A 26,835-nucleotide genomic window follows, 5' to 3' on the forward strand; every position below is an offset into this window, starting at 1 on the left:
CTCCTTCTGCCGCTGCCCACGCGGTGAGCTCTGACATTCGGAACCGAACCATCTGGCCGATCCGATAGTGCGGAATGCGCTTGGAGGCGCGGCACCGTGGCTTGGTGAAGTAGTACGTGGGCAGATTGAGCAAACGGGCGGCTTGCCGTGCCCCTACCATCGGTTCCGCCTCTGGTGCGTGTGATTCGATATGGTTCATTGCGTCCTCCAGCACCGGTCCTGCCAGGGGCACATCCGGCATTCGAAGTGGGTCGGATCGACAAAGGCGCGCGGCAGCAATTCGCCTGTTTCAGTCGCGGTGATGACTTTCACCGCCCGGTCGGACATGCGCTGCGCAAGCCCAGCGTCGAACGGCACCCGCTCGGCGTAGATCTCCATCGTGTCGGCGTTGAGCGCCGTGAAGATCGCCGGATGCTCGTGCAGTTCGAGATAGGCTTGGTAAATCGCCACTTGCGCGGCATAGATGGGCTTGGCGATGGCCAAGCCCTTTTTCTCCAGCTCGCGCCAGGACTTGTTGCTTAAGGCTTTGCACTCCCAGAGCGCTGGATAGGCAAAGCCCTCGGGGCCAGCGACGATGACGCCGTCGATGTGGCCCTGCAGTCGGCCATCGGCCACCGAGAAGCCGAACTGCTCGCCGTCCGCCTTGCGTGTGCGCAGGTCGAAGCCTGCGCCCCGCAGCCACGCGACCATGCAGTCCTCCATGACGTGGCCACGTTCGAAGATGCGCAGCATCCGGCCATCGGACTCGCGGCCCTGGTCGACGGGTGCTTGCGCGTACTCGAACTGCAGCGCGCGCTCACAGGCCACCCCGAGGCGCGAGGCCCCGAGGTACTGGCGCTCAGACTGGCGGGCGCGGGCCAACTGCAACCCGGCGTCGACCAGGGCGGTGACCTGGCCCGCGATACTCGATGAGGAATTGAAGTCGATCATGGCTTCTTCCCCTTCGGTTCATCCCAAGGCAGGTCGTCCTCCAGATCCGCGAAGGGATTGGCGGCATCAGGTGACAACGGATCAGGCGTGGGCGGCAAGCCCCGCACGGGCGGAAACTTGGTTTCCTCGTGGTGCGCGACCATTGCGTCCGACCAGCAAGTGACGATGGCGTCGATTACCCGCAGAGCTTCGGCTTCGGAGTAGTCGCCCAGCGGCTTGGTGAAGCCGATCTCGCTCGCTGCCTCGCCGAAGGCCTTGAGGCAATGACGCATTGCGGCCAGTTCGACATCAGACGGATCAATCATGGCGACCTCCGTCTTGTCGATGCGACCTTCCTTGGCCCGCTGCCAGTTGCCGTACAGCGCGTGAAATGCGTCCTGGCAGCGACGCGAGCAGAACACCCAGTCGATGGGATAGCGCCGGGGATCGCCCACACTGTGGCGGTTGTCGGTGTGGCCGTAGCCCCGGGCCTGTCGTTTGCAGACCCAGCATTTCATGCCCCCTCCTCGAGTTCATCGAGCAGCAGGCCCAACTGCAGGGCAGCGCCAGCAAAGGCGGCCTCGCAGCGGCGCTTGAAGTCGGGATAGCTCATCGAGCTGCGCGCAATCGCCGTGACCGCGTGAATCTGCGATTCCAAATGCGCGAGTCCCTGATCGGACAGCCACTGGTGATGCTTCTGCGAGATGCCCTTGCGATTGCGGATCTCATCCAGCAGCTCCTCTGGCAGCACCGGCCCGTAGACCCAGCGCAGCGTGATCTGGCCAACGACGTGCGGTGGGTTCTGGTCGTGGCCCTGGTACTTCCAGCCGAACAACCGATAGATGGCGCGGTAGTAGTCCGGGTGGAAGCGGCGCTCCCACGATGCGCAGGACTGGCGCAGCAACTTGGAGATCAGCTCCTGCAGCGCGTCCGGCGCACGGTGGTGCTGGTAGCCCGTGGCCTCGTCGATGAGAGCGACTTCGCCGGTGGTGGCCAGCGCCGAGAGAATCTTTCGGCAGTTGGGGATGATGTGCTGCCGCTTGGCATGCAAACGCCCCTGCAGCGCCGCGTCGATGATGCCCAGCGCCACATCGCTCAGGATGCCCGCCGGGAAGAACGTGCCGATCTGGCCGGACGGCAGGCGCACCTTTGCGTACCCTTTTTTTTCGAATACTGACAATGAGTTAGCGGAAAATTCGCGGATCAAAGCGCCGATTTGCGTACCCGGACTTTTGTCCCGCAGACCCAAGGCACGCGCCAGTTGGCGCTGGACATAGCCGCGCTCGCCGGTGGTGAGCACGACCGCCTCGCAGTCGAGATCTCCGAAATGCACGACGCCGTAGTGGCTGGCAGTGAGCATGGATGCGTTCATGACGGCCTCCCTCACTGTGCCCAGGACGGTTTGCCCGTCACGGGTGCGCGTTGCGTAGCCGAGGTCTGATACGCGGGTGCTGCCTGCGCCGGAGCGCCCGAGGTGCCGCCGCCGGTCTTGGCCTTGGGCGGCACGCCCATGAGCTTGGCGTACTCGGGGTGGTCGGGTTCGACCGCGAGCTTGACCACGTTGCGGTCCTGGCCCTTGGCGTCCTTATCGATGTCCACGCGGGCCAGAAACTCGATGCCGTCCAGTTCATGGAAGCCCTGGATGCGCCGCGCGGCGGCGGCCTGCGGACTCATGTCCTGCGGGTGGACGTTGCGCGCGCTGTTGAGCACGGCGCGGATGAAGCTGCGGCCCATCTGGCCCCAGGTCGGGCCCTTCTTGGAGTGCAGGCCGATGTTCGACCACATCTTGCGCTTGGCGTAGTCGCCTGCCGTGACCACGAACTCGGCGGCGAGGTAGATCGAGCCGGTCTCGAAGGATTCGGTGGCGTAGCCGCCCGTCCATCCCTGCGACGGGTCGTCATAACCGCCTGGCTTGAGAGTCATGCGCACCGGCACCAGCGTGCCCTTGGGAATGAGGTCGAAGCCCTGTTGCTGTTCCGCATCGTTGAAGTCGTTCCAGTTGGTGGTCATGGCGATTACTCCTGAGATTCGATAGGGGTGGCGGCGCGTGCAGGCGTGGCGGTTGCGCCCGCGCACTTGGCGATCAGCGCGCCGAGATGCGGCGGCTCCAGCAGGTCGAGGCGACCACTGCGGTCTTTGGCCGGAAAGCCGTAGGGGTTGACGGTGTGGGTGACGAACGCGCGGTAGGCGCTACCGTCCTCGGCCTTGATCTCGGCCAGCGTCACGACCTCATCGACGATGCCGGGCAGTTCGAGGGCGGTCTTGCTGCCCTCGATCTGGGGCACGAACACCTTGCGGTTGTAGTCATCGAGGCGTTCGTCGAGGATGGCCACGAACACCACGTTCTTGCCGCGTGCGTGCTGAAGGTGGGTCAGCGCGGCGATCATTTCCTGACCAAGCAGGCCATAGGCTGCGCGCAGGTCTGTCTTGCCGGTGCGGTCGCTGACGGAGCCCGGCTGCGTCTTGCACCACGCGAAGCACTGACGCGAGAGCTGCGTGATCGAGTCGAGGAAGAAGGTCTGGTAGCGGTCGAGTTGCGCCGGGTCGCCAAACTTCTCGACGACGTGGTCGTAGTGCGCCTGCGAGAACGCGGCCTCCGGCGGCAGCGACTTGTCGGGACCCGCGAGGAACACGAAGAAGTCGCGGCTCTCCGGCCACGATGCCGGGCGGATGGTGTCGCCCGGCCAGTCAGCCACGGCAAGATCGCCCGCCTCGATGTCGAGGAACAGCGTGGTGGCCGGGTCGAGGTCCTTGAGCCGGGTGGTCTTGCCAATGCCGGACTTGCCCAGCATCAGCAGCTTCACGCCCTTGCGCTCGGCCATCCGCTCGATAGCGGACACGATAGGGAGCTTCTTCATGCGGCCCCCCCATCGAGCGTCAGGGTGATGACCGGCTTGCCTTCCTCGACCGTGCGGGCAGCCGCGAACTGCTGCTGCAAGGCCTGCGGCCAGTTGCTGTAGCGGGTCTCGGACACCGAAAGCTTGATGTCGATGTAGTCCTCGACCTTGTCGCCCGCAGCGACGATGCGCTCGGCCATCTCCTTGAGGATGATCTGGTTCCAGGTCACCCTTTTGGGGAGTTCGTACTTGATGTGCAGCGCCCCGTCGCGAATGTGGGCGGTGCCGAAATCGCGGCCAGATGCGCGCAGGGCCGCTCGAGCCTGCTCGCCGTACCGCTGGAGCTTGGCGGCATCCAGCTTGGCGCGCAGGTTCTTGAGGTAAGCGACGGCCTCATCGACATTTCGTTCGGCTGCGACGAAGTCGCTGATCGGTAGCGCCGCCAACTGGGGCGTGCTCATGGCCGCGAGGTCGGCTGGGTAGAGGGTCAGTTCTTTCATGACTGACCTCCCTTCACCGGCACACGTTCGGACGTCGAGGCGTAGACGTGGCGTTTCTCGTAATCGAGCACCCCGTTCTCGCCATCGAGGGGGTAGGCCACCTTCTTCGAGAACTTGACGAAAAAGGGGCCCTTTCCCATCCCGCGCCACCTGGTGAGGGTCTTGGGGGACATGCCCCAGCGATTGGCGAGTTCGACCTCGCTCAGGAATCGCCGCTGGGACAGCGCCGTGGTTTCAGGGGTAGGCGTCGAACTGAAGCCGACGCCGGAATTGAGGCCCGGTGTACTACCGGAGCCTCCAGCCAGTGCCAATGAATAGGCCATTGCCGTGCTCCTTCCCGTTCAGGGATTGGGGCGCGACCGGTGGCCAGTCCTGTACTGGCCGTTGATGACCGATGCACGCCTTCATCGGGGAAGGCGCTACATCTGGCGTAGCAACAGCTACATTTGGCGTAGCGGAAAATTTTTTTGCTGGACCCTCCGCTACCCGAGGGAAGTGATCAAACGGCGTTGCTCATTCCAGTCCAAGGGCACCTTGGCACGCAGCAGGGCTTCCAAGGACACCGCCCGGGGCAGGCGTCCTTCGTAGGCGGCCTGGACAATGTCGGGGGCGAGAAGCGCCAGCCGCAGCAGATCGTTGACCGTGGAACGGTGGATGCGCTCCCGTTCGGCAATCTCGGCGCTGCTGGCCACCGTTCCGTTGTCGATCAACTGCTGCCAGTAGATACCGCGCCCCAGCGCCTTGAGCAGTGGGCGATCCTGTTCGGGGGTCAGTACCGGGGTATTGGTGATGGCAATTGGCTGGGTGACGCCTTCCGGGGCAACGATTACCTTTTTGATACCGCGCTTCTTGAAATGGAGGGGCACGAAAGTCGTGATCCGGACACCTCCCCCCTCCAGCGGATGGCGGCGCTCGTGGGGTATGCCATCGCCGATCAGCTTCTTGGACGTGCGGTTCATGGGGTCATCTCCATTTCCAGCAGTTCGCCGCCGATGCTGTCCGCCTGCAACTCACCGGCCAGTTCCCGCCATCCCGACTCGCGCCAGACGATATCGACGCCATCGGAGAGAAGCTGGACGCGCTCGATCAGCAGATTGACCAGCCGCACCTGCTCAGCGGGGAACAAGGCTTTCCAGACCTCTCCGAGACGGCGCATGGCCAGCAAGGTCGTGGGCTCGTCGATCTCCGGGTACTTGCTGCGCACCGCGTTCCAGACTCCCTGGATGCTTTCTGGCGACTGGAGCGCCCCCACAATCAGGTTCACCACCACCTCCTCGATTTGGTCGGCCGGGATCATCCCGGTGGCGCTGCTGCGGTAGCCGTAACGGCTGTCTGCCTTGGGGATGTAGTAGCGGTACTTCTTGCCGGATGGCTTCTTGCTGTAAGTGATGTGGTATTTGCCGCCATCAGGGCCGAACATCAGGCCACGCAACAAGGCATCGGTCTTGTGCCGGGTCTGGGTCTTGCCCATGCGCTGATGGGCATCTTCGGCAAGGATGGCCTGCACTCGGTCCCACAGCTGGCGCGTGATGATGGGCTCGTGTTGCCCGGCAAACACCGCTCCCTTGTGGCGAATTTCGCCGACGTAGATCGGGTTGCGCAGTACCTTGGAGATGTACTTCTTGTCCATTGGCGTGCCGTTACGCACGCGGCCATCCTTCAGGCGGTTGGGCTTGGTGGTGATTCCCTCCAAGGCCATTTCGCGGACGATGTCTGTGATGGAGCGTGTCTCGGTAAATCGCATGAAGATTCGCCGGATGACCTCCGCATCTTTTTCCACAACAACGAGCTTGCGGTCTCTGACCTCGTAGCCCAGCGGCGTGTATCCCCCCATCCATAGACCCTTGCGCTTGCTGGCGGCGATCTTGTCGCGGATGCGCTCGCCGGTGACCTCGCGCTCGAACTGGGCGAAGGACAGCAAGATGTTCAGCATCAGCCGCCCCATCGACGTGGTGGTGTTGAATTGCTGTGTCACCGACACGAACGACACCTTGTGGCGCTCGAAGAGCTCCACCAGCTTGGCGAAGTCGGCCAGGCTGCGTGTCAAGCGGTCGATCTTGTAGACGACCACAATGTCGATCTGGTCGGCCATGATGTCGGCCATCAGCCGTTTCAATGCCGGGCGTTCCATGTTGCCGCCTGAGTAGCCGCCGTCGTCGTAGTCATCGGCGACCGGCAACCAGCCCTCGGCACGCTGGCTCACGATGTAGGCATGGCCTGCTTCGCGCTGGGCATCAAGAGAGTTGAAGGATTGATCCAGGCGCTCGTCGGTGGAGACACGGGTGTAGACGGCGCAGCGCTTTTTGGTCACAACGCTATTCATTTCCCGCCTCCTCGCCGCTTGTTCTTGATAAGCCCAAAAAACAGGGGGCCCGACCACTGGGTGCCGGTGATGTGGCGGGCAACGGCTGACAGGCTTTTGAACCGGCGGCCTTCGTATTCGAAAGATCCGTCTGCCAGCGCGGTGACGCGATGTTCGCGGCTGTCAAACTCCCGCACCAACACAGTGCCGGGGATGACCTGAACTTCGACGCCGCGCTGCGTCTTGATCTTGGATTGGGCTTCGCCAATCCGCGCCATTTGTTTTTGGACAAGTAGCGTAGTGCACAGCGCTTCCTCTTGAATTTTGTAGGCGACGCGGCCTTCGACATAAGCCCGGTTATGGTGCGGCGGTCGCTGCGGGAAATACTTGTCCCAGATAGCCCACAGAGCTTTCATGGGCAGCTTCGGCAGATTAGCGATTTGCGCCGCCAGCGAGAGGGGTGTTGCGGGTGCGTTCATTTCAAAACTCCTTTTGTAGAGGGGTTCGTATGAACGCGCTCGGGTGCCGAGAAGCCAAGAGGAATGTCGCCATCTTTGGGGCGCGTGGAATGCAAGCGCGCGATGGCGGTTGCGATGATTTCCGCGGCCTCGCGCGCCCGTTGGCGAGGGGACATCAATTCAGGGAGTGTTTGTTCGACGGTCATTTCGGTAGCCAGTAAAGTTGTCAGACCGTTACGAAGAATATGCACACAGGGCGGTCGGGGTATCCCGTTTCAGCGTGCATCAGATAGGGAGAGCGAGATTTCGAGGAGATTTTTCTGGGCGACGTTGATCGCCCTGGCTGCGTGGAGTGCCAGCGCGGAGACCATCACGGGCAGAGTGGTTGGCGTGGCCGACGGGGACACGGTCACCGTGCTTGATGCTGATAGGACGCAGCACAAGATCAGGGTGGCTGGGATCGATGCGCCGGAGAAGAATCAGGCGTTCGGGCAGAGATCCAAGGCGTCAATGTCCGACCTCGTATTCGGCAAAGACGTCGTCGTGATGAGCAGCAAGCGCGACCGCTACGGGCGGCTCGTGGGCAAGGTGCTAGTCGCCGACCCCTCCTGCGCCGCAAGCACGTGTCCGAAGACACTCGACGCAGGGCTGGCCCAGATCACAGCTGGGATGGCTTGGTGGTACCGGCAGTACGCACAGGAGCAGTCCGCCGAGGATGCCGGTGCCTACGAGTTCGCCGAACAGGAGGCGCGCGGCCGCCACGCCGGACTGTGGCGCGATGCCGATCCGATAGCTCCTTGGGACTGGCGCCGCGCCTCGCGCCCGTAGTCAGACCAGAGATTTTCTGCGTTGGGTCGCCTCCATTGACCTGATGTTCATCAGGTCATATATTCTGCAAATCGGCAAGGAGCAATGCCATGAGCAAGCGAAAGACCGAAGGCATTACTGAGCCGCAGACCAGAACGCTGAGGGCGATTTGCCAAATCTTCGACAGCACAGGCCTGCCGCCTACCGTCAAGGAGTTGGCCCAGGCGCTGGGCATCAGCCACGCCAGCGCTCATGAACAAATCGCGCAGTTGGTACGCAAGGGGTATTTGAGAAAAGAAGAAAAAAAAGCCCGGAGCATCGTGATCGTGACACGGCACGAGTGATCGCGATGCACTGATCTCAACAAGGGGAATCCTGAATGGGGCACGTTCGGCTCGGGGTACTGCCAAGGACGAAAGCATGGAAGGAGGTCGTCGGCCTGATCGCCTCTGGCGCAGACGTGTCCCAAGTTGCCAACGCCACCATCGCCGCCGCAGAAAAGGCGTTCTCGTTCGTGATGGATGACAAGGGGTACACGGAGGCCGTGTGGCTGATGACGCAATTGGCCATTGCCGCCAAGAAGAATGATCTCTACGCCCATCTTCGATCCGTCGGCATTTCCTTGCCGGACGACGCAACACTGCCCGATGTGACGGCGAGCCTCACCGAGGCCTTGGATCGTGCCGTCGACCATTCTCGCAGGCGCTCCGATCTTGCCGAGATCGCCGGACGCGCGCTGGTCGGCGCGGTGGCCGACGCGCTTCAGCCCCACTTTAACGGTCTATTCCCAAACGACAAGGACACGATGCGCGCGGCGCTTTCCAAACTCGGAACGCAAAAGGAATTCGGCGATCTGTCGCGTTCGTTCTTCGACCGGCTGGCCAACCAGAGCCTCCAATATTTCCTGTCCAAGACGCTGGCGACCCATGTGGGTGAAGGAATGCGCTTTGCGACGATGAACCAGAAAGCGCTTTTCGATCACGCGCTGAGCACGCATACGTGGGAAGCATCGGTGATCGTTCGAGATTTCTCGTCCCAATGGTTTTCCAAACACCGCTACGAGGAAGGCGGTGACATTTCAAGAAAATCGTCCGACGGCTTTGCTGGCTTCGCGCTGAAGAAGATGAAGGATGAATTGAAGTTGGGGGCGCGCACCAGTGCAAACTAAGAAATTCGTCATTTGCGGAAACGCCTCGGCCAAGGGAATCAGCGACGATCCGAAGAACGAAATTCGCCTTCGGCTCTCTGGCGTGAAAGGAGAAGGCAACGTCACGCTGCGCATCGAGGACATCCACAGCAAGATGTTCGGCAGCGTGCCGACCAGGTTCCACGACCTGCTGGAGATCGCTACCTACGTCTACAGCGCCGATCAGGTGATTCTGCGCGGTGCGGACGATGTCGATAGCTTCGGCGATGGCTGGCGGCGCGACCTGCATTTCGTCGTGCCGGTGCGCAATCCGGATTTCTGGAACGGCGAGGAGGTGAAGAACGCGCTCACCTCGACGCTGGACTTCCTCTCGGACGACAACTACGCGTTCAGCTTCGTCAAGCTGGAACAGGATCATTCGTTCCAGGACTACCTGGAGTTCAACGACGCACAGACCATGTATGGCAAACCGGAGCAGGTGGTGATGTTTTCCGGTGGTTTGGACTCACTGGCAGGCGCGCTGGACGAAGTGCTGGGCCAGAGGCGGCGTGTGGTGCTGGTCACGCACAAGGCCACGCCCAAGCTCAACACCCGGCACAAGACGCTTCAAGAGCTGCTGGCGCAGAAAGCGGGAGACAACGCGCCGCATCAGATCAGCGTGCGCGTTCACAAGAAGAAGCCGCTGAACCGGGAATACACGCAGCGCAGCCGCTCGTTCCTGTTCGTCTCGATTGGCGCGACCATCGCCAAGATGCTCGGCCTGAGCAGCGTGCGCTTCTACGAAAATGGCGTGATCAGCCTGAATCTGCCGGTGTGCGCTCAAGTGGTCGGCGGCCGCGCCACCCGGACAACGCACCCCAAGGTGATGAAGGGTTTCCAGGACATCATCACACTGGTGGCTGAAGCGCCATTCACGGTCGAGAACCCGTATATCTGGAAGACCAAGGCCGAAGTCGTCGAACAGATCGTCAAGCTGGGCTGCGCCGACCTCATCAAGCACTCGATGACCTGCACCCACACGTGGGAGATGACGAATCAGCACACCCACTGCGGCCTATGCTCGCAATGCATCGACCGGCGTTTTGCGGTCATCGCCGCCAAGGCCGACCAGTACGATCCGATTGAGCATTACAAGACGGACGTGTTCACGCAGAGCCGGAACAAGGACGACGACAAGATCATGTCCGCATCCTACTTGGAGCGGGCCAACCAAGTGAGCTCGCTGGAGAACGTAGGGCAGTTCCTCGCCAAATACGCCGAGGTGAATCGGGTGCTGCGCTTCCTTGGCGGAAGCACTGCACAGGCTGCCCAGCTCGTTTTCGATCTCTACAAGCGGCACGCCAGCGAGGTGAACGCCGCGTTAGACGAGATGGTTCGCCGCCATGCCACGGCGATCCGGGAGCGCACCATGCCGGGCGATGCCTTGCTGCGCACCGTACATGAATCCGCATCGGTGATCTCGGTGCCAACGGTGTCGCCGAAGGAAAAGCAGCCAGATAACTTCTTTCGCAAGCGCGGAGGCGGTTGGGAGGCTCGGTTCAATCGAGGGAACACGATCAATATCATAGGCGTGGACAAGGGCGCGGAATACATCAACCTGCTGCTGGCGCATCCGGATCGGGAGGCATCTGTCTATGAAGTCGTTTGCGGCTATGCGCTGGGCGTCGCCGATCACGCGAATTCCGGGCTGGAGCACGATGACATTGAAGATGGTTTTCAGGTGACGACCGGAGCACCGCTGGGCAACGCGGGAGTCGTGGTGGACAGGAAGGCAGTCGAGCAATATCGAGCCAAGTACCAGTCGCTGGTTACCGAGAAGGCGGAAGCCGAGCAAGACGGCGATCACCAGCGTGTGGAGGAAATTGAGGACGAGATGGCCCAGATCGCTGATGCGATCACGGCAGGTGTCGGCAAGGGCGGCAAGCTTCGCAAGGCTGGCGACAAACGGAAAAACGTCCGGGACGCCTTCCGCAACGCCGTCAACCGGGCGATCAAGCAGATTGAGAAATGGGACAAGCCGCTGGCTGAACACCTGAAGGCCAGCATCAAATTTGGCAACGAGGTCGTCTACCGGCCCGGGGTGCCCATCACCTGGGATGTCCGCCCCATTGTGAATGAGTAGCCCTGTCCGGGGCGGGTCGCCTGCGTGAAGGCGGCTTCCGTGCCGAACAGGCCGCCGCAAACCCGCGCCAATGCAGGGCCGGGTGCGAAGTCCCCCTTCGCAGAAACAGAGAATAGGCGGGCACTGAGAACGAAAAACCACCCGAAACGGGGCTGTCCAGGCCGGTGGCGTCCGTCGCAGCGAGGCGCGAACCCGCGCCAAAACTGGCGTTCCGGGCAGAAAAAAACCCAACCGAGAGCGGTTGGGTTTTGAGTAAGTGGTGGAGCCGGCGGGAATCGAACCCGCGTCCGCAAGCCATCAACGGACAGTTCTACATGCTTAGCTGGCTGATTTGGATCTCGCGGAGCGGTCGCGCAGCAGCACTCTACTCACCCCGCCAGTCACGTGGTCTCGTTCGCCGCCGTGTGACCCAGCGACGAACCAGCCGATGTGCATGACCTCTCAGCCCTTGCGGGCCCGGCCCATCGGCCAACCGTTGAGAGGCTCACCGATGTTTAAGCGGCGAGAGCGAAACGTTCGTCGTTCGCAGTTAATTTGTTCCAGTGGATTTACGAGCGAACTGGTGCTCGACATGCCCTGTTCCGAATCCGCACCCACGTCGAAACCAGGTCGGCCCCGGGAATTGGGATCACTATTGTAGCCGGTATGTCGGGGGGCATTCGGCGGATTTCAAGACCGGCCCTCGATCACAGCCGCAACAGCTCGAGCAGTTGCAGCGGATGGGTGACGATGTGATCGGCCGACCAAGCGGCCACGTCCCCCTGTTCGCCGAGATAGCCGTAGGCAGCCGCCACACTGGGCATGCAGGCGGCTCGGGCCGCTTGGATGTCGCGCAGATCATCGCCCACATACACCGCACTCGCCGGGCTCATCTCCAAACGTCGACACGCCTCGAGCAAGGGCTCGGGATGCGGCTTGGCGTAAGGCGTGGTGTCGCCGGCAATGACCACCGCAGCGCGCTGCGACAAGCCCAGCCCCTCGAGCACAGGGCCCGTGAATCGCATGGCCTTGTTGGTCACGATGCCCCAGGGCAGCTCAGCCGCATCCAAGCGATCGAGCAGTTGCGGCACGCCCTCGAACAGGCGGGTCTCGATGTCGAGCGCTGCAGCATACTCGGCGAGAAATTCGTCTCGCAGAGCCTCGAAATCCGGGTCTGCGGGGCGGACCTCCAGCGCCACGCCGATCATGCCGCGCGCGCCTGCCGAAGCCACGGGCCGCAAACGTTCCACCGGCAAAGGGGGCAGCCCCCGGCGCTGGCGCATGCGGTTGGCCGCTCCTGCGAGATCGGGCGCCGTGTCGGCCAGAGTGCCGTCCAGGTCGAACAGCACCGCACGCACGCCTAGCAAAGTCGATGTCACGGCTTGCGACACCCGAACATGTAGTTGACGCTGATGTCACCCGACAACCAGTAGCGTCCGGTCAAGGGGTTGTACTCCAGCCCCCGGCTGGAGACCACATCGAGCCCCGCATCACGACACCACTGCGCCAGCTCGCGCGGCCGGATGAAGCGAGCGTATTCATGGGTGCCGCGCGGCAGCAGCTTGAGGACGTACTCCGCCCCGACGATGGCAAACAGGAAGGACTTGGGATTGCGGTTGATGGTGGAGAAAAACACCCAGCCGCCAGGCCGGGCCAAGGTGGCGGCGGCCCGGATGACGGAAGCCGGATCGGGCACGTGCTCGAGCATTTCCATGCACGTGACCACGTCGTACTGCCCTGGTTGCTCGGCCGCCAGGGCCTCGGCGGAGATTTCGCGATACTCAATGTTGGCGGTGCCGACTTCCAGTGCATGCAATTGGGCCACACGCAGCGGTTTGGCGGCCAAGTCGATGCCCAGCACATGCGCCCCCCGCCGGGCCATGGCGTCGCTAAGGATGCCGCCGCCGCACCCGATGTCCAGCACGCGCTTGCCTTTCAAGCCGGCCTGAGCCTCGATCCAGTCCAGCCGCAAAGGATTGATCTGGTGCAATGGCTTGAACTCGCTGTTCGGATCCCACCAACGGTGGGCCAGCTCACTGAACTTGGCCAGTTCTTGAGGGTCGGCATTGACGGTGGTGTCGCTCATGAAGCGCATTGTGCAGCACCGCGACGAGATCGGGTAGAAGACGCGGTCATGCCCCGGGTCGTCGTCCCAGGCCACCGGACGTGCGCTTCGCATCCGGCGGTTCATGTTCCACACGGCAAGCGCCGCAGAGCATCGACCAGCGACGTGCGCCCTGCCGGGCGCACCCAAGAAAAAACCCCGCCGAGGCGGGGTTTCGATGGCAGACCTCGAAGCTTCAGCGCTTGATGGTACGAGTGCCCACCACCTCGATCTCGACGCGACGGTTCTTCGCGCGGCCTTCGCGGGTGCTGTTGTCGGCCACGGGCTGCTTCTCACCCTTGCCTTCGGTGTAGACACGGTTTTGCTCGACGCCCTTGGACACCAGATAAGCCTTCACGGCTTCGGCGCGGCGCACCGACAGGCGCTGGTTGTAAGCGTCGTTACCGACGGAGTCGGTATGACCCACGGCAATGATGACCTCGAGGTTGATGCCCTTGATCTTGTCGACCAGGTCATCCAGACGGGCACGGCCTTCGGGCTTGAGCACGGCCTTGTCGAAGTCGAAGAACGCATCGGCCGCGAACGTCACCTTCTCACTGGTGGGGGCGGGGGCCGGAGCCGGGGCAGGGGCCGGGGCCGGTGCGGGGGCCGGAGCCGGGGCCGGTGCGGGGGCCGGAGCCGGGGCGGGAGCCGGCGCCGCGGGCTTCAACGCGCCGTCGCACTGCTGAACTGCCGTGGCCGGCGTCCAGCCGGCATCACGCCAGCACAGCTCGTTCGTGCCGTTCTTCCAGGCCGTGCCATCCGTGGCACGCCAGTTGTCGACCGTCTGGGCCAGCGCACCGGAGGCCAGAGCGGCCGATGCAAAAAGCGCCGCCACTTTGTTCAGTTTGTTCATGTTTCTCCTCGCAAGAAAAGCCGCAGACTGGCTGCGAAAAGTCCACCAAAACCAAAACGCATCAAGGAAACCCGCGGTAACGACGGGTTTTCACTATCGACGGTCGATTGTGCCATAGCGTGTCACTTGAACAAGTTTTTGTCGTCCGCCTTCCGACGCGCCTCAGCAGTTGTTGCGCCAGTGCGACATTTCCGCGCCAGTAGAATGCCTCCTTGTCGGACGTTGTCTGACATCTTCCCCCAACAACCGCCCGGTTGTCCCGCCGTTTCAGGGATCGCATGACTCAGTTCGCCAAAGAAACCCTCCCCGTCAGCCTCGAAGAGGAAATGCGGCGGTCGTATCTCGATTACGCGATGAGCGTGATCGTCGGCCGTGCCCTGCCCGACGCCCGTGATGGCCTCAAGCCCGTGCATCGGCGCGTGCTGTACGCCATGCACGAGCTCCACAACGACTGGAACCGGCCTTACAAGAAGTCGGCCCGTATCGTCGGCGACGTGATCGGTAAGTACCACCCGCACGGTGACTCTGCGGTGTACGACACCATCGTGCGCATGGCGCAGGATTTCTCACTGCGTCACATGCTAGTCGACGGCCAAGGCAACTTCGGTTCGGTCGATGGCGACAACGCCGCGGCCATGCGCTACACCGAGATCCGCCTGGCCAAGATCGCCCATGAAATGCTGGCCGACATCGACAAGGAAACCGTCGACTTCGGCCCCAATTACGACGGCTCCGAGAAAGAGCCGCTGGTGCTGCCCACGCGGCTGCCCAATCTGCTGGTCAATGGGTCGGCCGGCATTGCCGTGGGCATGGCCACGAACATCCCGCCGCACAACCTCAACGAGGTGGTCGATGCCTGCCTGCATCTGCTGAAGCACCCTCAGGCCAGCGTCGACGAATTGATGGAAATCATCCCGGCGCCCGATTTCCCCACCGCCGGCATCATCTACGGGCTGTCGGGCGTGCGGGATGGCTACCGCACCGGCCGCGGCAAGGTGGTCATGCGTGCACGCTGCCACTTCGAGGACATCGACAAGGGCACGCGCCAGGCCATCATCGTCGATGAGATTCCGTACCAGGTGAACAAGAAAAACCTGCTGGAGCGCATCGCCGAGCTGGTTCACGAGAAGAAGATCGAAGGCATCAGCCACATCCAAGACGAGTCGGACAAATCCGGCATGCGGGTGGTGATCGAGCTCAAGCGTGGCGAAGTGCCCGAAGTGGTGCTCAACAACCTGTACAAGCAGACCCAGCTGCAAGACACCTTCGGCATGAACATGGTCGCCCTGGTGGACGGCCAGCCCAAGCTGTGCAATCTGAAGGATCTGCTGGAAATCTTCCTGGAGCACCGCCGCGAGGTGGTGACCCGCCGCACGGTGTTCGAGTTGCGCAAGGCGCGTGAACGCGGCCATGTGCTCGAAGGTCTGGCCGTGGCGCTGGCCAATATCGACGAGTTCATCGCCATCATCAAAAACTCGCCCACACCGCCCATCGCCAAGCAAGAGCTGATGGCTCGCTCCTGGGACTCCTCACTGGTGCGCGAGATGTTGTCGCGCGCCGAGAGCCAGACCGTCGGCGGCCGTGCGGCCTACCGCCCTGAAGGATTGCCCCAGCACTACGGTTTGCAGCCCGATGGGCTGTACCGCCTGTCGGACGACCAAGCCAGCGAAATCCTTCAGATGCGGCTGCAACGCTTGACCGGCCTGGAGCAGGACAAGATCATCGGCGAATACAAGGACGTGATGGCCCAGATCGCCGATTTGCTGGACATCCTGGCCAAGCCCGAGCGGGTGACGGTCATCATCGGCGAGGAACTCACCGCGCTGAAGCAGGAATTCGGTCAGACCAAGGTGGGTGCACGCCGCAGCCAGATCGAGCACAACGCCCAGGAACTGGACACCGAAGACTTGATCACCCCGCAGGACATGGTGGTCACGCTCAGCCATGCGGGCTACATCAAGAGCCAGCCGCTGGCGGAATACCGCGCTCAGCGCCGCGGCGGCCGCGGCAAGCAGGCCACCGTGACGAAGGAAGACGACTGGATCGACCAGCTCTTCATTGCCAACACGCACGACTACATCTTGTGCTTCTCCAACCGCGGCCGGGTCTATTGGCTCAAGGTTTGGGAAGTGCCCCAAGGGGGGCGGGCCTCGCGGGGCAAACCCATCGTCAACATGTTCCCGCTGCAGCCGGGCGAGAAGATCAACGTCGTGTTGCCGCTCACCGGTGAGTTCCGCAGCTTCCCGGCCGATCACTATGTCTTCATGGCCACGGCCCAAGGCACGGTCAAGAAGACCGCACTGGACGAATTCAGCAACCCGCGCAAAGCCGGCATCATCGCGGTGGACCTGGACGAAGGCGACTACCTCGTCGGCGCAGCCCTGACCGATGGACATCACGACGTGATGCTCTTTTCCGATGGCGGCAAGGCCGTGCGCTTCGACGAAAACGACGTGCGGCCGATGGGCCGCCAGGCACGTGGCGTGCGCGGCATGATGCTGGAAGACGGTCAAAGCGTCATCGCGATGTTGGTGGCCGAAGACGAAACGCAAAGTGTGCTGACCGCCACCGAAAACGGCTATGGCAAACGCACGCCGATCACCGAGTACACGCGCCACGGTCGCGGCACCAAGGGCATGATCGCCATCCAGCAAAGCGAGCGCAACGGCAAGGTCGTCGCTGCCACGCTGGTGCGTCCCGAGGATGAAATCATGCTCATCACCGACCGCGGCGTGCTGGTGCGCACCCGCGTGGCCGAGATCCGCGAGCTGGGCCGCGCCACGCAAGGCGTCACCCTGATCGCCCTGGACGATGGGGCCAAGCTCTCGGGCCTGCAGCGCATCGTCGAAAACGATGCGGCCGAACGCGATGGCAGCGACGGCGACGCCAATCATTCCCAGGACGCATCCGACCCAAGCCCGTAATGCCCCCCGGCAGGCCTGCGCCTGCCGATGCGACCCTTGCCACCCCCGCCGACATGAAACGCCCCTACAACTTCTCCGCCGGCCCGGCGGCCTTGCCGCAGCCGGTGCTCGAACAGGCTGCCGCTGACATGCTGGACTGGCATGGCAGCGGCATGAGCGTGATGGAGATGAGCCACCGTGGCCGCGAGTTTGGCGACATCATCGACCGGGCCGAAGCCGATTTGCGTGAGCTGCTGAACGTGCCGGCGCATTTCAAGGTGCTGTTCATGCAAGGCGGCGGCCTGGCCGAAAACGCCATCGTGCCGCTGAACCTCTCCCGCGGCGGCGCCGTGGACTTCGTCGTCACCGGCGCCTGGTCGGCCAAGTCGTTCAAGGAAGCGGCTCGCTACTGCCACCCGGCGCTGGCCGCCAGCAATGAGTCCGACGGCCACACCCGCATACCGCCCCCCGCCTCATGGCAGCTGCGCCGCGATGCGGCTTATGTGCACATCTGCAGCAACGAAACGATCCACGGCGTGGAATACCACGAGCTGCCCGACCTGCAAGCCCTGGGCTGCGACGCCCCGCTGGTGATCGACTGCTCTTCGCACATCGCCTCGCGGCCGGTGGACTGGTCACGCGTGGGCCTGGCATTTGCCGGCGCGCAAAAGAACATCGGCCCAGCGGGACTGACGCTGGTCATCGTGCGCGAAGACCTGCTCGGCCGCGCCCTGCCCACTTGCCCCAGCGCCTTCGATTACCGCGTGGTGGCCGAGCATCGCTCGATGTACAACACGCCGCCCACCTACGCGATCTACATCGCCGGCCTGGTCTTTCAATGGATCAAGCGCGAGGGCGGCGTGGCCGAAATGGAGCGCCGTGCCATCGAGCGTGCCAAGCTGGTCTATGACTACATCGACGCCTCGGGCTGGTATGTCAACAAGGTCGATCCGGCCTGCCGCTCGCGCATGAACCTGCCATTTTTCCTGCCCGACGATCGGCTCAACGAAGCCTTCCTGGCCGGCGCCCGTGAGCGCGGGCTGCTGCAGCTCAAGGGCCACAAGAGCGTGGGTGGCATGCGCGCCAGCCTGTACAACGCGATGCCCGTGGAGGGCGCGCGCGCCTTGGTGGACTACATGCGAGAATTTGCCGCAAGCCATGGCTGAGACCCCAACCCCCGACGAGCTGCTGGCGCTGCGCAACCAGATCGACGCCGTCGATCGCGAGCTGCTGGCCCTGCTCAACCGCCGCGCCGGCCTGGCCCAGGCGGTGGGCGAACTCAAGAAAAAAGAAGGCTCGGTGGTATTTCGCCCCGAGCGCGAGGCCCAGGTCATCGATGGCCTGAAGGCCATCAATCCCGGCCCGCTGAAATCCGAATCGGTCGCCCCGATTTGGCGTGAAATCATGTCGGCCTGTCGTGCGCTGGAGACGCCCACCCGGGTGGCGTACCTCGGCCCGGCAGGCACCTTCAGCGAGTTGGCCGCTCTGGGCTACTTTGGCTCGTCGATCCAACGCGTGCCCTGCGCCAGCATCGACGAAGTGTTCCGCACCACGACGGCAGGGGCTGCCGACTTCGGTGTGGTGCCCGTCGAAAACTCCACCGAAGGCGTGGTGGCCCGTTCGCTCGACTTGTTCCTGACCACGCCGCTGTTCATCATCGGCGAAACCAGCCTGTTCGTGCGCCACAACCTGTTGCGCAAGGACAATTCGCTCGAAGGCATCGAAGCCGTGTGCGCCCATCCGCAGGCGCTGGCCCAATGCCATTTGTGGCTGAGCAACCATCTGCCCCATGTCGAACGTCGGCCCGTGGCCAGCAATGCCGAGGGCGCCCGCCTGGCCAGCGAGAATCCGCGCCTGGCCGCAATCGCCAGCGAGCGGGCGGCCAGCGAATACGGGTTGCATGTGGTCGCTCCGGCCATTCAAGACGATCCGCACAACCGCACGCGGTTTGCCATCGTCACCCACCCCGACCGCCACCCCCAGCCCAAGGCCTCGGGCCACGATTGCACCAGCTTGGTGGTGTCGGTGCTCAACCGCCCCGGCGCCGTGCACGACATGCTCGTGCCACTCAAGCAGTACGGCGTGTCGATGACGCGCTTCGAGTCCCGGCCGGCGCGCTCGGGCCAGTGGGAGTATTACTTCTACATCGACATCCAAGGCCACCCAGACCAGCCCCACGTGGCCCAAGCGCTGAAAGAGCTGCGCGACGCCTGCGCCTTCTTCAAGCTGTTGGGCACCTACCCGATCGACGTGCACTGACGCCGGCCAGGAGCCTATCGACTCATGTTCAACCAACTCGGTGTGATCGGCTGCGGCTTGATGGGCGGCTCGTTCGCCTTGGCGCTCAAGCGCGCCGGCCTGGTCAAGCGGGTCATCGGCTATAGCAAATCGCCCTCGACCACCGAAAAAGCGCGCCGTCTGGGGGTGATCGACCTCGCGGCCGAGTCCGCACTGCTGGCGGTCTCGGGCTCGGACATCGTGCTGATTGCCGTGCCGGTGGCCGCCACGGAAGCCACCTTCAAGGCCATCCGCCACCTGGTCGAGCCCGGCGTGCTCTTCATGGACGTGGGATCGACCAAGCGCGACGTGGTCGATGCGGCGCGACGCGTGCTGAAAGAACGCGTCGGCGCCTTCGTACCCGCGCACCCCATCGCAGGCAAGGAAGTCTCCGGCGTGGAGCATGCCGACGCCCAGCTCTACAGTGGGCGCCAAGTCATTCTCACGCCCCTGAAGCAGACCGACGCGGCGCTCATCCAGAAAGCCACCGATGTGTGGTCGGCCATCGGCGCGCAGGTGCTGCGCATGACGCCCGAAAACCATGATGCTGCCTTTGCCGCCGTCAGCCACCTGCCCCACTTGCTGGCCTTTGCCTACTTCAACGCCGTGCACAAACAGCCCGCCGGGGCCGATTTCCTCTCGTTGGCCGGCCCAGGCTTTCGCGACTTCACCCGCATTGCCGCCAGCGATCCGGCCGTCTGGCGTGACATCCTGCTGGCCAACCGGGAAGAAGTCCTCAAGCAATCACTGCGCTTCCGGCACACCCTGGATGCGCTGGAACACGTGATGAGAACCGGCAATGCGCAGGCCCTGGAAGACTTGATCCGCAGCGCCTCCGAAGCCCGCGCGAGCTGGCAGATGTCCACCCCCAAGCCCGCGGGCGGGCGCTGAGCCCCCCGCTCACATTGGCGCATGTACACCACCGCCTTCCTCGATCTGCCCCCACTGCGCTCGGCCGCCGGCACCGTGCGGCTGCCTGGGTCCAAAAGCATATCCAACCGCGTGCTGCTGTTGGCCGGCCTGTGCCAGGGCCGCACGCGCGTGTACGACCTGCTCGACTCCGACGACACGCGGGTAATGTTGGAGGCGCTGCGCCAGTTGGGTTGCGGCATCGAGCGCGAAGCAGACGCACTGGTGATCCACGGCCTGGGCGGCCGCTTGGCAGTGCATGAGGCCCAACTCTTTCTGGGCAATGCCGGCACCGCGATGCGGCCGCTGGTGGCCACGCTGGCCGTGCTCAGCGGCCTGCAAGGCGGATGCTTCGAGCTCAGCGGAGTGCCGCGCATGCACGAACGGCCGATCGGCGACCTGGTCGACGCACTGCGCGACCTGGGCTGCCAAATCGACTACCTCGGGCAAGCAGGCTACCCGCCCCTGCGGCTGACGGGCGGCCACCCTCGCGTCGATGCGCCGATCCGCGTGCGCGGCGATGTCTCCAGTCAGTTCCTCACCGCCTTGTTGATGGCCGCACCGCTGCTGTGTGCGCAAGCCCCTGTGCGCATCGAGGTCGTGGGCGAACTCATCTCCAAACCCTACATCGAGATCACGCTGCAGCTGCTGGCGCGCTTTGGCGTGCAAGTGCAGCGTGAGGGCTGGCGCGCCTTCACCATCGCCCAAGGGGCGACCTATCGGTCCCCTGGCGAGATCCATGTCGAGGCCGACGCCTCCTCGGCCTCGTACTTCATCGCGCTGGGCGCGCTGGCGGCCTCTGCGCAGGCGCCCGTGCGCATCGAAGGGGTGGGGGCCCACTCCATCCAAGGCGACATTCGCTTCATCGACGCCGCACAGGCCATGGGGGCCGTCGTGCAACAGGGCCCGAATTGGCTCGAAGTCCACCGCGGCCGCTGGCCGCTGCGAGCGATAGACCTGGACTGCAATCACATCCCGGATGCGGCAATGACCTTGGCCATCATGGCCTTGTATGCCGATGGCCCGTCCACCTTGCGCAACATCGCCAGCTGGCGCGTGAAGGAAACCGACCGCATTGCCGCCATGGCCACCGAGCTGCGCAAGCTTGGCGCCGAGGTGATCGAGGCCGCCGACAGCCTCACGGTGTACCCGCTGCGCCAAGTGCGTGCCGCGGCGATCCACACCTATGACGACCACCGGGTGGCCATGTGCTTTTCGCTGGCGGCCTTCCATGGTCTGATCGATGGCCTGTCGGCGCCGCAGCCCTTGCGCATCCTGGAGCCGCGCTGTGTGGCCAAGACCTTCCCCGATTACTTCGAAACTCTGTTCAGCGTGGCCCGCGCCGAGGTGGCCGACATCCCCGTGCTGACGATCGATGGCCCGACCGCCTCGGGCAAGGGCACTTTGGCCGCCGAAGTGGCCAAAGCCCTGGGGTATCACCTGCTCGACTCGGGCGCGCTGTACCGAGCCGCGGCCTTGGCGGCCCAGGAAGCCGGCCTGGACGCGCAAGACGAAGCCGCGCTGGCCGCCTTGGCCGCCCAGTTGCCGCTGCGCTTCGAGCCGGGCCGCATCTGGCTGGGGGACCGTGACGTGAGCGAGGCCGTGCGCCGCGAAGACATCGGGGCCCTGGCCTCGCAGATCTCGGCCCATGCGGCCGTGCGCGACGCCCTGCGCCAGCGCCAACTCGAGTTTCGCCGTCTGCCGGGCCTGGTGGCCGACGGCCGCGACATGGGCACCGTGATTTTCCCGGATGCCACCTTGAAGGTCTTCCTCACCGCCAGCGCCGAAACACGCGCCCAGCGACGGCATAAGCAATTGATTTCCAAGGGAATTTCTGCTAACCTTGATACCCTTTTGCAGGCCTTGAAGGCGCGCGATGCGCGAGACCAGAGTCGCCGCACAGCGCCATTGAGGCCTGCACAAGATGCGCAGTTGCTCGACAACTCAGCACTTTCCATCGAGGCTTCGGTGCAGCAGGTGTTGGTGTGGTGGGCACAGCGCCGGCCGTTTAAGTGAACGGCCAAAAACCCTGACCGGTCCTGCGAGCCGGCCAGGGTGGTGGGCCCGGTTTTCTCCCTCCTGTGCCGTGCAGGCACGCTGGAAGGCCGGATTCGTCAACCCAACCCGCGGTCGTCCCGGCCGCGCTTTGCCGGTCGCAGGTCGGCACCAGGAATCTTTTCATGTCTGAAACCGCTGCTGCCGCCTCTCAAGGCCAGGAATCCTTCGCCGCTCTGTTCGAAGAGTCTCTCAAGCGCTCGGAAATGCGCGCTGGCGAAGTGATCACCGCCGAAGTCGTTCGTATCGACTACAACTTCGTCGTCGTGAACGCCGGGCTCAAGTCCGAGGCTTACATCCCCATCGAGGAATTCAAGAACGACCAAGGCGAACTCGAAGTCCAAGTCGGCGACTTCGTGGCAGTGGCCATCGACGCCGTCGAAAACGGCTATGGCGACACCATTCTGTCGCGCGACAAGGCCAAGCGTCTGGCCTCTTGGCTGCAGCTGGAGCGCGCCCTCGAGTCGGGCGACTTCGTCACGGGCACCGTCTCCGGCAAGGTCAAGGGCGGCCTGACCGTGCTGGTCAACGGCATCCGCGCCTTCCTGCCGGGCTCCCTGATCGACACCCGTCCGGTCAAGGACATGAGCCCGTACGAGGGCAAGACGATGGAGTTCAAGGTCATCAAGCTCGACCGCAAGCGCAACAACGTGGTGCTCAGCCGCCGCGCGGTCATCGAGGCGTCGATGGGCGAAGAACGCGCCAAGCTGCTCGAGACCTTGCACGAAGGCGCCATCGTCGATGGCGTGGTCAAGAACATCACCGAGTACGGCGCTTTCGTCGACCTGGGCGGCATCGACGGTCTGCTGCACATCACCGACATGGCCTGGCGTCGTGTGCGCCATCCTTCCGAAGTGGTCAGTGTCGGCCAAGAAGTGCGCGCCAAGGTGCTGAAGTTCGACGCCGAGAAGAACCGTGTCTCGCTGGGCCTGAAGCAATTGGGCGACGATCCCTGGGTGGGCGTGGCGCGCCGCTACCCGGCTGGCACCCGCCTGTTCGGCAAGATCACCAACATCGCCGACTACGGCGCCTTCGTCGAGATCGAGCCGGGCATCGAAGGCCTGGTGCACGTCTCCGAAATGGATTGGACCAACAAGAACGTCGCCCCCAGCAAGATCGTCGCGCTGGGCGACGAAGTCGAGGTCATGGTCCTGGAGATCGACGAGGACAAGCGTCGCATCTCCTTGGGCATGAAGCAGTGCAAGCCCAATCCCTGGGAAGAGTTTGCTCAGAATTACAAGCGTGGCGACAAGGTCAAGGGGCCTGTCAAGTCGATCACCGACTTTGGTGTCTTCATCGGCCTGGCCTCCGGCATCGATGGGCTGGTGCATCTGTCCGACCTGTCGTGGAACGAGCCGGGCGAAACCGCCGTGCGCAACTACAAGAAAGGCCAGGAAGTCGAAGCCGTCGTGCTGGCCATCGACGTGGAGCGCGAGCGCATTTCGCTGGGCATCAAGCAACTCGATGCCGATCCGTTCAGCAACTACACCGCAGTGCATGACCGTGGTGCGACCGTCACCGGCACGGTCAAGAGCGTGGACGCCCGCGGCGCCGAGATCCAGCTCGCCGACGATGTGGTGGGTTACCTGCGGGCCTCGGAAATTTCCCGCGACCGTGTGGAAGACGCCCGCAACGTGTTGAAGGAAGGCGACGAAGTCACCGCGCTCATCATCAATGTCGACCGCAAGGCCCGCAGCATCCAGCTGTCGATCAAGGCCAAGGACAGCGCCGAGCAGCAAGAAGCGCTGCAGCGCCTGTCGGCCGAGAGCGCCGGCAATGCCGGCACGACCAGCCTGGGCGCCCTGCTCAAGGCCAAGCTCGACACCCAAAACAGCAACAACGGCTGATGCCAAGGTCGGCGTCCTGGCGGGCCCGCCAGGACGCCGCACGCAACCCCGCGGGGTTGTGGTGAGGGGCCGCCGGCATCGCTGCCCTTCATCCCAGCCTCGAGCCCGTGCACCCAGGACGAGCGCACCATGACCCGATCCGATCTCGTGAACCAGTTGGCCGAGCGTTTCAGCCAGCTCACCCATCGCGACACCGAGTTTGCGGTCAAGACCATGCTCGACGCCATGGCCGAGGCCCTGGCACGCGGCCACCGCATCGAGATCCGCGGCTTCGGCAGCTTCTCGATCAACCGCCGCCCGCCGCGCATGGGTCGCAACCCGCGCTCGGGCGAGCAGGTGCTGATCCCCGAAAAACTCGTGCCGCACTTCAAGCCCGGCAAAGCCCTGCGTGAGGCCGTGGACCGCCAGCCGATCGACGCCCCGGATACGCCCACCCCCCAAGAGCCCACGGCCGTTTGAGACCTTGGCGGCGGCCGCTGCGGCGCCGATAGAATCTGGTCGATGCGAGCCCTGACCTGGCTGTTCCGAGCCTTCCTCTTCTTCGTTCTGTTCGCCTTCGCGCTCAACAACCAGCACGAGGTGGAACTGAAATGGTTTTTCGGCCACGAGACACGCGCCCCGATGGTGCTCGTCGTGCTTGCGGCCTTCGTGCTGGGCTGCGTGTTCGGCGTGCTGGCGATGGTGCCGAGTTGGTGGCGCCAGCGCCGGGCAGCGCGGGCCTCGCGTCCGGTGGCTGCCGAGCTGGCCTCAGCGGCGCCTTCTGCCCACTCGTCGGCCACGGCCGAGAGCCTGCGCCTGACCCATCCGCCGCGCGATGGAATTTGACTACCAGTGGTTGCTGCTGGGGCTGCCCCTGGTCTTTGGCCTGGGTTGGCTGGCCTCTCGTCTGGATCTGCGCCAATGGCGTCGTGAGCAGCAATCTTCACCCAAAGCCTATTTCAAGGGCCTGAACCTGCTGCTCAATGAGCAGCAGGACAAGGCCATCGATGCCTTCATCGAGGCCGTCCAGCACGATCCGGACACCACGGACCTGCATTTCGCCTTGGGCAATCTCTTCCGTCGCCGGGGGGAATACGAGCGCGCGGTGCGCGTGCACGAACACTTGCTCAGCCGCGCGGACTTGCCGCGTGCCGAGCGCGAGCGCGCCCAATACGCCTTGGCCCAGGATTTCATGAAAGCCGGTCTGTTCGATCGGGCCGAGGCAGCCTATCGGGCGCTCGAGAACACCGCCTTCGCCACCGAAGCCCGACTGGCGCTGCTGGCGCTGTACGAACGCTCGCGGGACTGGCCCGCCGCCATCGAGACGGCCACCAAGCTCGAGGCCGCCGCCACGGGTTCCTTCGCGCAGCGCATCGCCCACTACCATTGTGAGCTGGCCCATGAAGCCGATGCGCGCGGAGACAGTGCCGCGGCCGAGCAGGCCCTGGCCCGCGCACGTCAAGCGGCCGCGCATGCGGCGCGGCCCATCGTGATGCAAGGCGAACGCCTGGCCCGCCAGGGGCGACATGAGGACGCCCTGGCCACCTGGGGGGATCTGATGGCCGTGCAGCCAGAGCGTTTCGCGCTGGTGGCCCAGGCTTACGCCACCAGCGCCCAGGCCGCCGGCCAAGTACCGCAGGCACTGCGCCGATTGCAGACGCTGTACGACCAGCAGCCGAGCACGGCCCTGCTGCGCGCGCTGCTGCAACTCGATGCCGATCCGGCGGCACGGCGCCGGCGGCTGGCCGAGCATCTGGAGCGTCAGGCATCGGTGGGCGCCGCGGCCGGACTGGTGGAGGAATGCCTGCACCGACAAGACGTCTTGAGCCCGCAGGAGCTGCAGTCGATGCACAAAGTGCTGGCCGCCACCGCCCGTCCGCTGCAACGCTACCGCTGCGCCGCGTGTGGCTTCGAGGCCCAGCACTACTTCTGGCAATGCCCCGGCTGCCACAGCTGGGACAGCTACCCGCCGCGCCATCTCGATGAACTATGACTGAACCCGCTCGCCCCAGCCCGCGCGACTCGGACCGCGTGATCCTGTGCATGAAGTGGGGCACGAAGTACGGTCCTGAGTACGTCAACCGGCTCTATGGGATGGTGCGCCGTCACCTGAGCGGGGATTTCCGCTTCGTCTGCCTCACCGACGACCCGCAGGGGCTGCGGGCCGAGGTGGAATGTCACCCCATCCCGGAGCTGGCGCTGCCCGCAGGCATTCCCGAGCGCGGCTGGAAAAAGCTCACCACCTTCGAGCCGGACCTGTACGGGCTGAGGGGCACGGCCCTGTTCCTGGATGTCGATGTGGTGATCGTCGGTTCGCTCGATGCCTTCTTCGAGCACCCCGGCGAGTTCCTGATCATTCACGACTGGAAGCGCCCTTGGCGCATCACGGGCAACTCTTCGGTGTACCGTTTCCGGCTGGGCCAACTGGGAGGGGTGCTGTCTCACTTCCGCGCCCATCAGGCCGACATCCGCCGCCGCTACCGCAATGAACAGGCCTATCTCTCGGCCTATCTGCACGAGCGCGGCCTGTTGGCCTATTGGCCGCGCCAGTGGTGCGCGAGCTACAAGTACCATTGCCTGCCCCGCTGGCCCAGCAACTATTGGCGCCAGCCGCAAGCGCCCGCCGATGCGCGGGTCTTGGTGTTCCACGGCACGATCAACCCGCCTGACGCGATCGTCGGCACCCCGTGGCGCTGGCGCCGCTATGCCCGCCCCGCGCCCTGGGTGGCCGAGCATTGGCGGGAGTGAACCGCCCTGCCCCCGCGGCGCGACGCGCACCAGAGACTCGCTGCGCCTGGCGCCCCCCCTTTTCGCGGGAAGACGCCAAGGTCTTCCCTCCTTAGA

At 64.0% G+C, this 26,835-nt stretch carries 28 protein-coding genes, 1 other RNA gene and 1 pseudogene; 15 read left to right on the forward strand and 15 right to left on the reverse strand.

Going from position 1 to position 26,835, the window contains the following annotated elements:
• Positions 1–195: 195 nt before the first annotated feature.
• The 11 genes from F615_RS0104925 to F615_RS20140 form a co-directional block, all read right to left on the reverse strand.
• On the reverse strand, positions 196–930 hold the full coding sequence (locus F615_RS0104925) for a PD-(D/E)XK nuclease family protein (protein WP_019560060.1): 735 nt from the start codon (positions 928–930) through the stop codon (positions 196–198).
• Positions 927–1,427 carry a DUF6511 domain-containing protein gene (locus tag F615_RS0104930; RefSeq protein WP_019560061.1) on the reverse strand — a complete coding sequence of 167 codons (501 nt, stop codon included), beginning with the start codon at positions 1,425–1,427 and terminating at the stop codon, positions 927–929. Before F615_RS0104930 ends, F615_RS0104925 begins: the two co-directional genes overlap by 4 nt.
• Positions 1,424–2,281, reverse strand: coding sequence for a P63C domain-containing protein (locus tag F615_RS0104935; protein WP_026330034.1), 858 nt, complete (start codon positions 2,279–2,281; stop codon positions 1,424–1,426). Before F615_RS0104935 ends, F615_RS0104930 begins: the two co-directional genes overlap by 4 nt.
• A gap of 11 nt (positions 2,282–2,292) precedes the next feature.
• Positions 2,293–2,919: a hypothetical protein gene (locus F615_RS0104940; RefSeq protein WP_019560063.1), complete on the reverse strand. Its 627-nt coding sequence runs from the start codon at positions 2,917–2,919 to the stop codon at positions 2,293–2,295.
• Between the two features lie 5 nt (positions 2,920–2,924).
• On the reverse strand, positions 2,925–3,767 hold the full coding sequence (locus F615_RS0104945; RefSeq protein ID WP_026330035.1) for an ATP-binding protein: 843 nt from the start codon (positions 3,765–3,767) through the stop codon (positions 2,925–2,927).
• Positions 3,764–4,246: a hypothetical protein gene (locus F615_RS0104950; protein WP_019560065.1), complete on the reverse strand. Its 483-nt coding sequence runs from the start codon at positions 4,244–4,246 to the stop codon at positions 3,764–3,766. The genes F615_RS0104945 and F615_RS0104950 overlap by 4 nt, the downstream gene beginning before the upstream one ends.
• Positions 4,243–4,569 carry a helix-turn-helix transcriptional regulator gene (locus F615_RS0104955; protein ID WP_019560066.1) on the reverse strand — a complete coding sequence of 109 codons (327 nt, stop codon included), beginning with the start codon at positions 4,567–4,569 and terminating at the stop codon, positions 4,243–4,245. Before F615_RS0104955 ends, F615_RS0104950 begins: the two co-directional genes overlap by 4 nt.
• A gap of 159 nt (positions 4,570–4,728) precedes the next feature.
• Complete coding sequence (locus tag F615_RS0104960) at positions 4,729–5,205, reverse strand: ParB/RepB/Spo0J family partition protein (RefSeq protein WP_019560067.1); 477 nt, start codon at positions 5,203–5,205, stop codon at positions 4,729–4,731.
• Positions 5,202–6,569 (reverse strand): recombinase family protein, encoded by a 1,368-nt coding sequence (locus F615_RS0104965; RefSeq protein WP_019560068.1) that lies wholly within the window; start codon positions 6,567–6,569, stop codon positions 5,202–5,204. The genes F615_RS0104960 and F615_RS0104965 overlap by 4 nt, the downstream gene beginning before the upstream one ends.
• Positions 6,566–7,027 (reverse strand): DUF2924 domain-containing protein, encoded by a 462-nt coding sequence (locus tag F615_RS0104970; protein ID WP_026330036.1) that lies wholly within the window; start codon positions 7,025–7,027, stop codon positions 6,566–6,568. The genes F615_RS0104965 and F615_RS0104970 overlap by 4 nt, the downstream gene beginning before the upstream one ends.
• Positions 7,024–7,212 (reverse strand): hypothetical protein, encoded by a 189-nt coding sequence (locus F615_RS20140; protein WP_146126055.1) that lies wholly within the window; start codon positions 7,210–7,212, stop codon positions 7,024–7,026. The genes F615_RS0104970 and F615_RS20140 overlap by 4 nt, the downstream gene beginning before the upstream one ends.
• A gap of 124 nt (positions 7,213–7,336) precedes the next feature.
• Between F615_RS20140 and F615_RS0104975 the strand changes: the two genes are divergently transcribed.
• The 4 genes from F615_RS0104975 (at position 7,337) to F615_RS0104990 (ending at position 11,082) form a co-directional block, all read left to right on the forward strand.
• Positions 7,337–7,834, forward strand: a complete 498-nt coding sequence (locus tag F615_RS0104975; protein ID WP_019560070.1) for a thermonuclease family protein — start codon at positions 7,337–7,339, stop codon at positions 7,832–7,834.
• Positions 7,835–7,923: 89 nt separating this feature from the next.
• Positions 7,924–8,157 carry a LexA family protein gene (locus F615_RS0104980; RefSeq protein WP_019560071.1) on the forward strand — a complete coding sequence of 78 codons (234 nt, stop codon included), beginning with the start codon at positions 7,924–7,926 and terminating at the stop codon, positions 8,155–8,157.
• Positions 8,158–8,273: 116 nt separating this feature from the next.
• On the forward strand, positions 8,274–8,981 hold the full coding sequence (locus F615_RS0104985) for a hypothetical protein (RefSeq protein ID WP_245558324.1): 708 nt from the start codon (positions 8,274–8,276) through the stop codon (positions 8,979–8,981).
• The gene (locus F615_RS0104990) at positions 8,971–11,082 is read left to right on the forward strand and encodes a 7-cyano-7-deazaguanine synthase (protein ID WP_026330037.1); all 2,112 of its coding nucleotides are present in this window, start codon (positions 8,971–8,973) and stop codon (positions 11,080–11,082) included. Before F615_RS0104985 ends, F615_RS0104990 begins: the two co-directional genes overlap by 11 nt.
• 257 nt (positions 11,083–11,339) lie before the next feature.
• Here the strand turns inward: F615_RS0104990 and ssrA are convergent.
• The 4 genes from ssrA to ompA form a co-directional block, all read right to left on the reverse strand.
• Positions 11,340–11,699, reverse strand: a transfer-messenger RNA (tmRNA) gene (gene ssrA, locus F615_RS19625).
• A 69-nt stretch (positions 11,700–11,768) separates the two neighbouring features.
• The gene (gph, locus tag F615_RS0104995) at positions 11,769–12,440 is read right to left on the reverse strand and encodes a phosphoglycolate phosphatase (protein ID WP_245558325.1); all 672 of its coding nucleotides are present in this window, start codon (positions 12,438–12,440) and stop codon (positions 11,769–11,771) included.
• Positions 12,437–13,147 carry a bifunctional 2-polyprenyl-6-hydroxyphenol methylase/3-demethylubiquinol 3-O-methyltransferase UbiG gene (gene ubiG / locus F615_RS0105000; protein ID WP_026330039.1) on the reverse strand — a complete coding sequence of 237 codons (711 nt, stop codon included), beginning with the start codon at positions 13,145–13,147 and terminating at the stop codon, positions 12,437–12,439. The genes gph and ubiG overlap by 4 nt, the downstream gene beginning before the upstream one ends.
• 214 nt (positions 13,148–13,361) lie before the next feature.
• The gene (ompA, locus tag F615_RS0105005; RefSeq protein ID WP_019560076.1) at positions 13,362–14,021 is read right to left on the reverse strand and encodes an outer membrane protein OmpA; all 660 of its coding nucleotides are present in this window, start codon (positions 14,019–14,021) and stop codon (positions 13,362–13,364) included.
• Positions 14,022–14,299: 278 nt separating this feature from the next.
• Here ompA and gyrA point away from each other — a divergent pair, with 278 nt between their 5' ends.
• The 11 genes and pseudogenes from gyrA to F615_RS0105055 all read left to right on the forward strand — a co-directional run bounded on the left by gyrA (position 14,300) and on the right by F615_RS0105055 (position 26,739).
• A complete protein-coding gene (gyrA, locus tag F615_RS0105010; protein ID WP_026330040.1) occupies positions 14,300–16,945 on the forward strand; it encodes a DNA gyrase subunit A in 2,646 nt (881 codons plus the stop codon).
• Between the two features lie 53 nt (positions 16,946–16,998).
• Positions 16,999–18,090 (forward strand): 3-phosphoserine/phosphohydroxythreonine transaminase, encoded by a 1,092-nt coding sequence (gene serC, locus F615_RS0105015; protein WP_019560078.1) that lies wholly within the window; start codon positions 16,999–17,001, stop codon positions 18,088–18,090.
• Positions 18,083–19,183, forward strand: a complete 1,101-nt coding sequence (gene pheA / locus F615_RS0105020) for a prephenate dehydratase (RefSeq protein WP_026330041.1) — start codon at positions 18,083–18,085, stop codon at positions 19,181–19,183. The genes serC and pheA overlap by 8 nt, the downstream gene beginning before the upstream one ends.
• 24 nt (positions 19,184–19,207) lie before the next feature.
• Positions 19,208–19,708 (forward strand): annotated as a pseudogene (locus tag F615_RS20715) (prephenate dehydrogenase); the annotation flags it as partial.
• 18 nt (positions 19,709–19,726) lie between these two features.
• A complete protein-coding gene (locus F615_RS20720) occupies positions 19,727–20,092 on the forward strand; it encodes a prephenate dehydrogenase (RefSeq protein WP_371326102.1) in 366 nt (121 codons plus the stop codon).
• 21 nt (positions 20,093–20,113) lie between these two features.
• Positions 20,114–22,126: a bifunctional 3-phosphoshikimate 1-carboxyvinyltransferase/cytidylate kinase gene (locus tag F615_RS0105030; protein WP_019560081.1), complete on the forward strand. Its 2,013-nt coding sequence runs from the start codon at positions 20,114–20,116 to the stop codon at positions 22,124–22,126.
• A gap of 164 nt (positions 22,127–22,290) precedes the next feature.
• Positions 22,291–24,012 carry a 30S ribosomal protein S1 gene (gene rpsA / locus F615_RS0105035; protein WP_019560082.1) on the forward strand — a complete coding sequence of 574 codons (1,722 nt, stop codon included), beginning with the start codon at positions 22,291–22,293 and terminating at the stop codon, positions 24,010–24,012.
• A 90-nt stretch (positions 24,013–24,102) separates the two neighbouring features.
• On the forward strand, positions 24,103–24,471 hold the full coding sequence (locus F615_RS0105040; RefSeq protein WP_259371328.1) for an integration host factor subunit beta: 369 nt from the start codon (positions 24,103–24,105) through the stop codon (positions 24,469–24,471).
• A 42-nt stretch (positions 24,472–24,513) separates the two neighbouring features.
• Entirely contained in the window at positions 24,514–24,837 is a 324-nt protein-coding gene (locus F615_RS0105045; protein WP_019560084.1) for a lipopolysaccharide assembly protein LapA domain-containing protein, read from the forward strand.
• The gene (gene lapB, locus F615_RS0105050; RefSeq protein ID WP_019560085.1) at positions 24,827–25,984 is read left to right on the forward strand and encodes a lipopolysaccharide assembly protein LapB; all 1,158 of its coding nucleotides are present in this window, start codon (positions 24,827–24,829) and stop codon (positions 25,982–25,984) included. Before F615_RS0105045 ends, lapB begins: the two co-directional genes overlap by 11 nt.
• Positions 25,981–26,739 carry a hypothetical protein gene (locus tag F615_RS0105055; protein ID WP_019560086.1) on the forward strand — a complete coding sequence of 253 codons (759 nt, stop codon included), beginning with the start codon at positions 25,981–25,983 and terminating at the stop codon, positions 26,737–26,739. The genes lapB and F615_RS0105055 overlap by 4 nt, the downstream gene beginning before the upstream one ends.
• Positions 26,740–26,835 lie beyond the last annotated feature (96 nt).

Source organism: Caldimonas manganoxidans ATCC BAA-369 (assembly GCF_000381125.1).
Lineage (GTDB): Bacteria > Pseudomonadota > Gammaproteobacteria > Burkholderiales > Burkholderiaceae_C > Caldimonas > Caldimonas manganoxidans.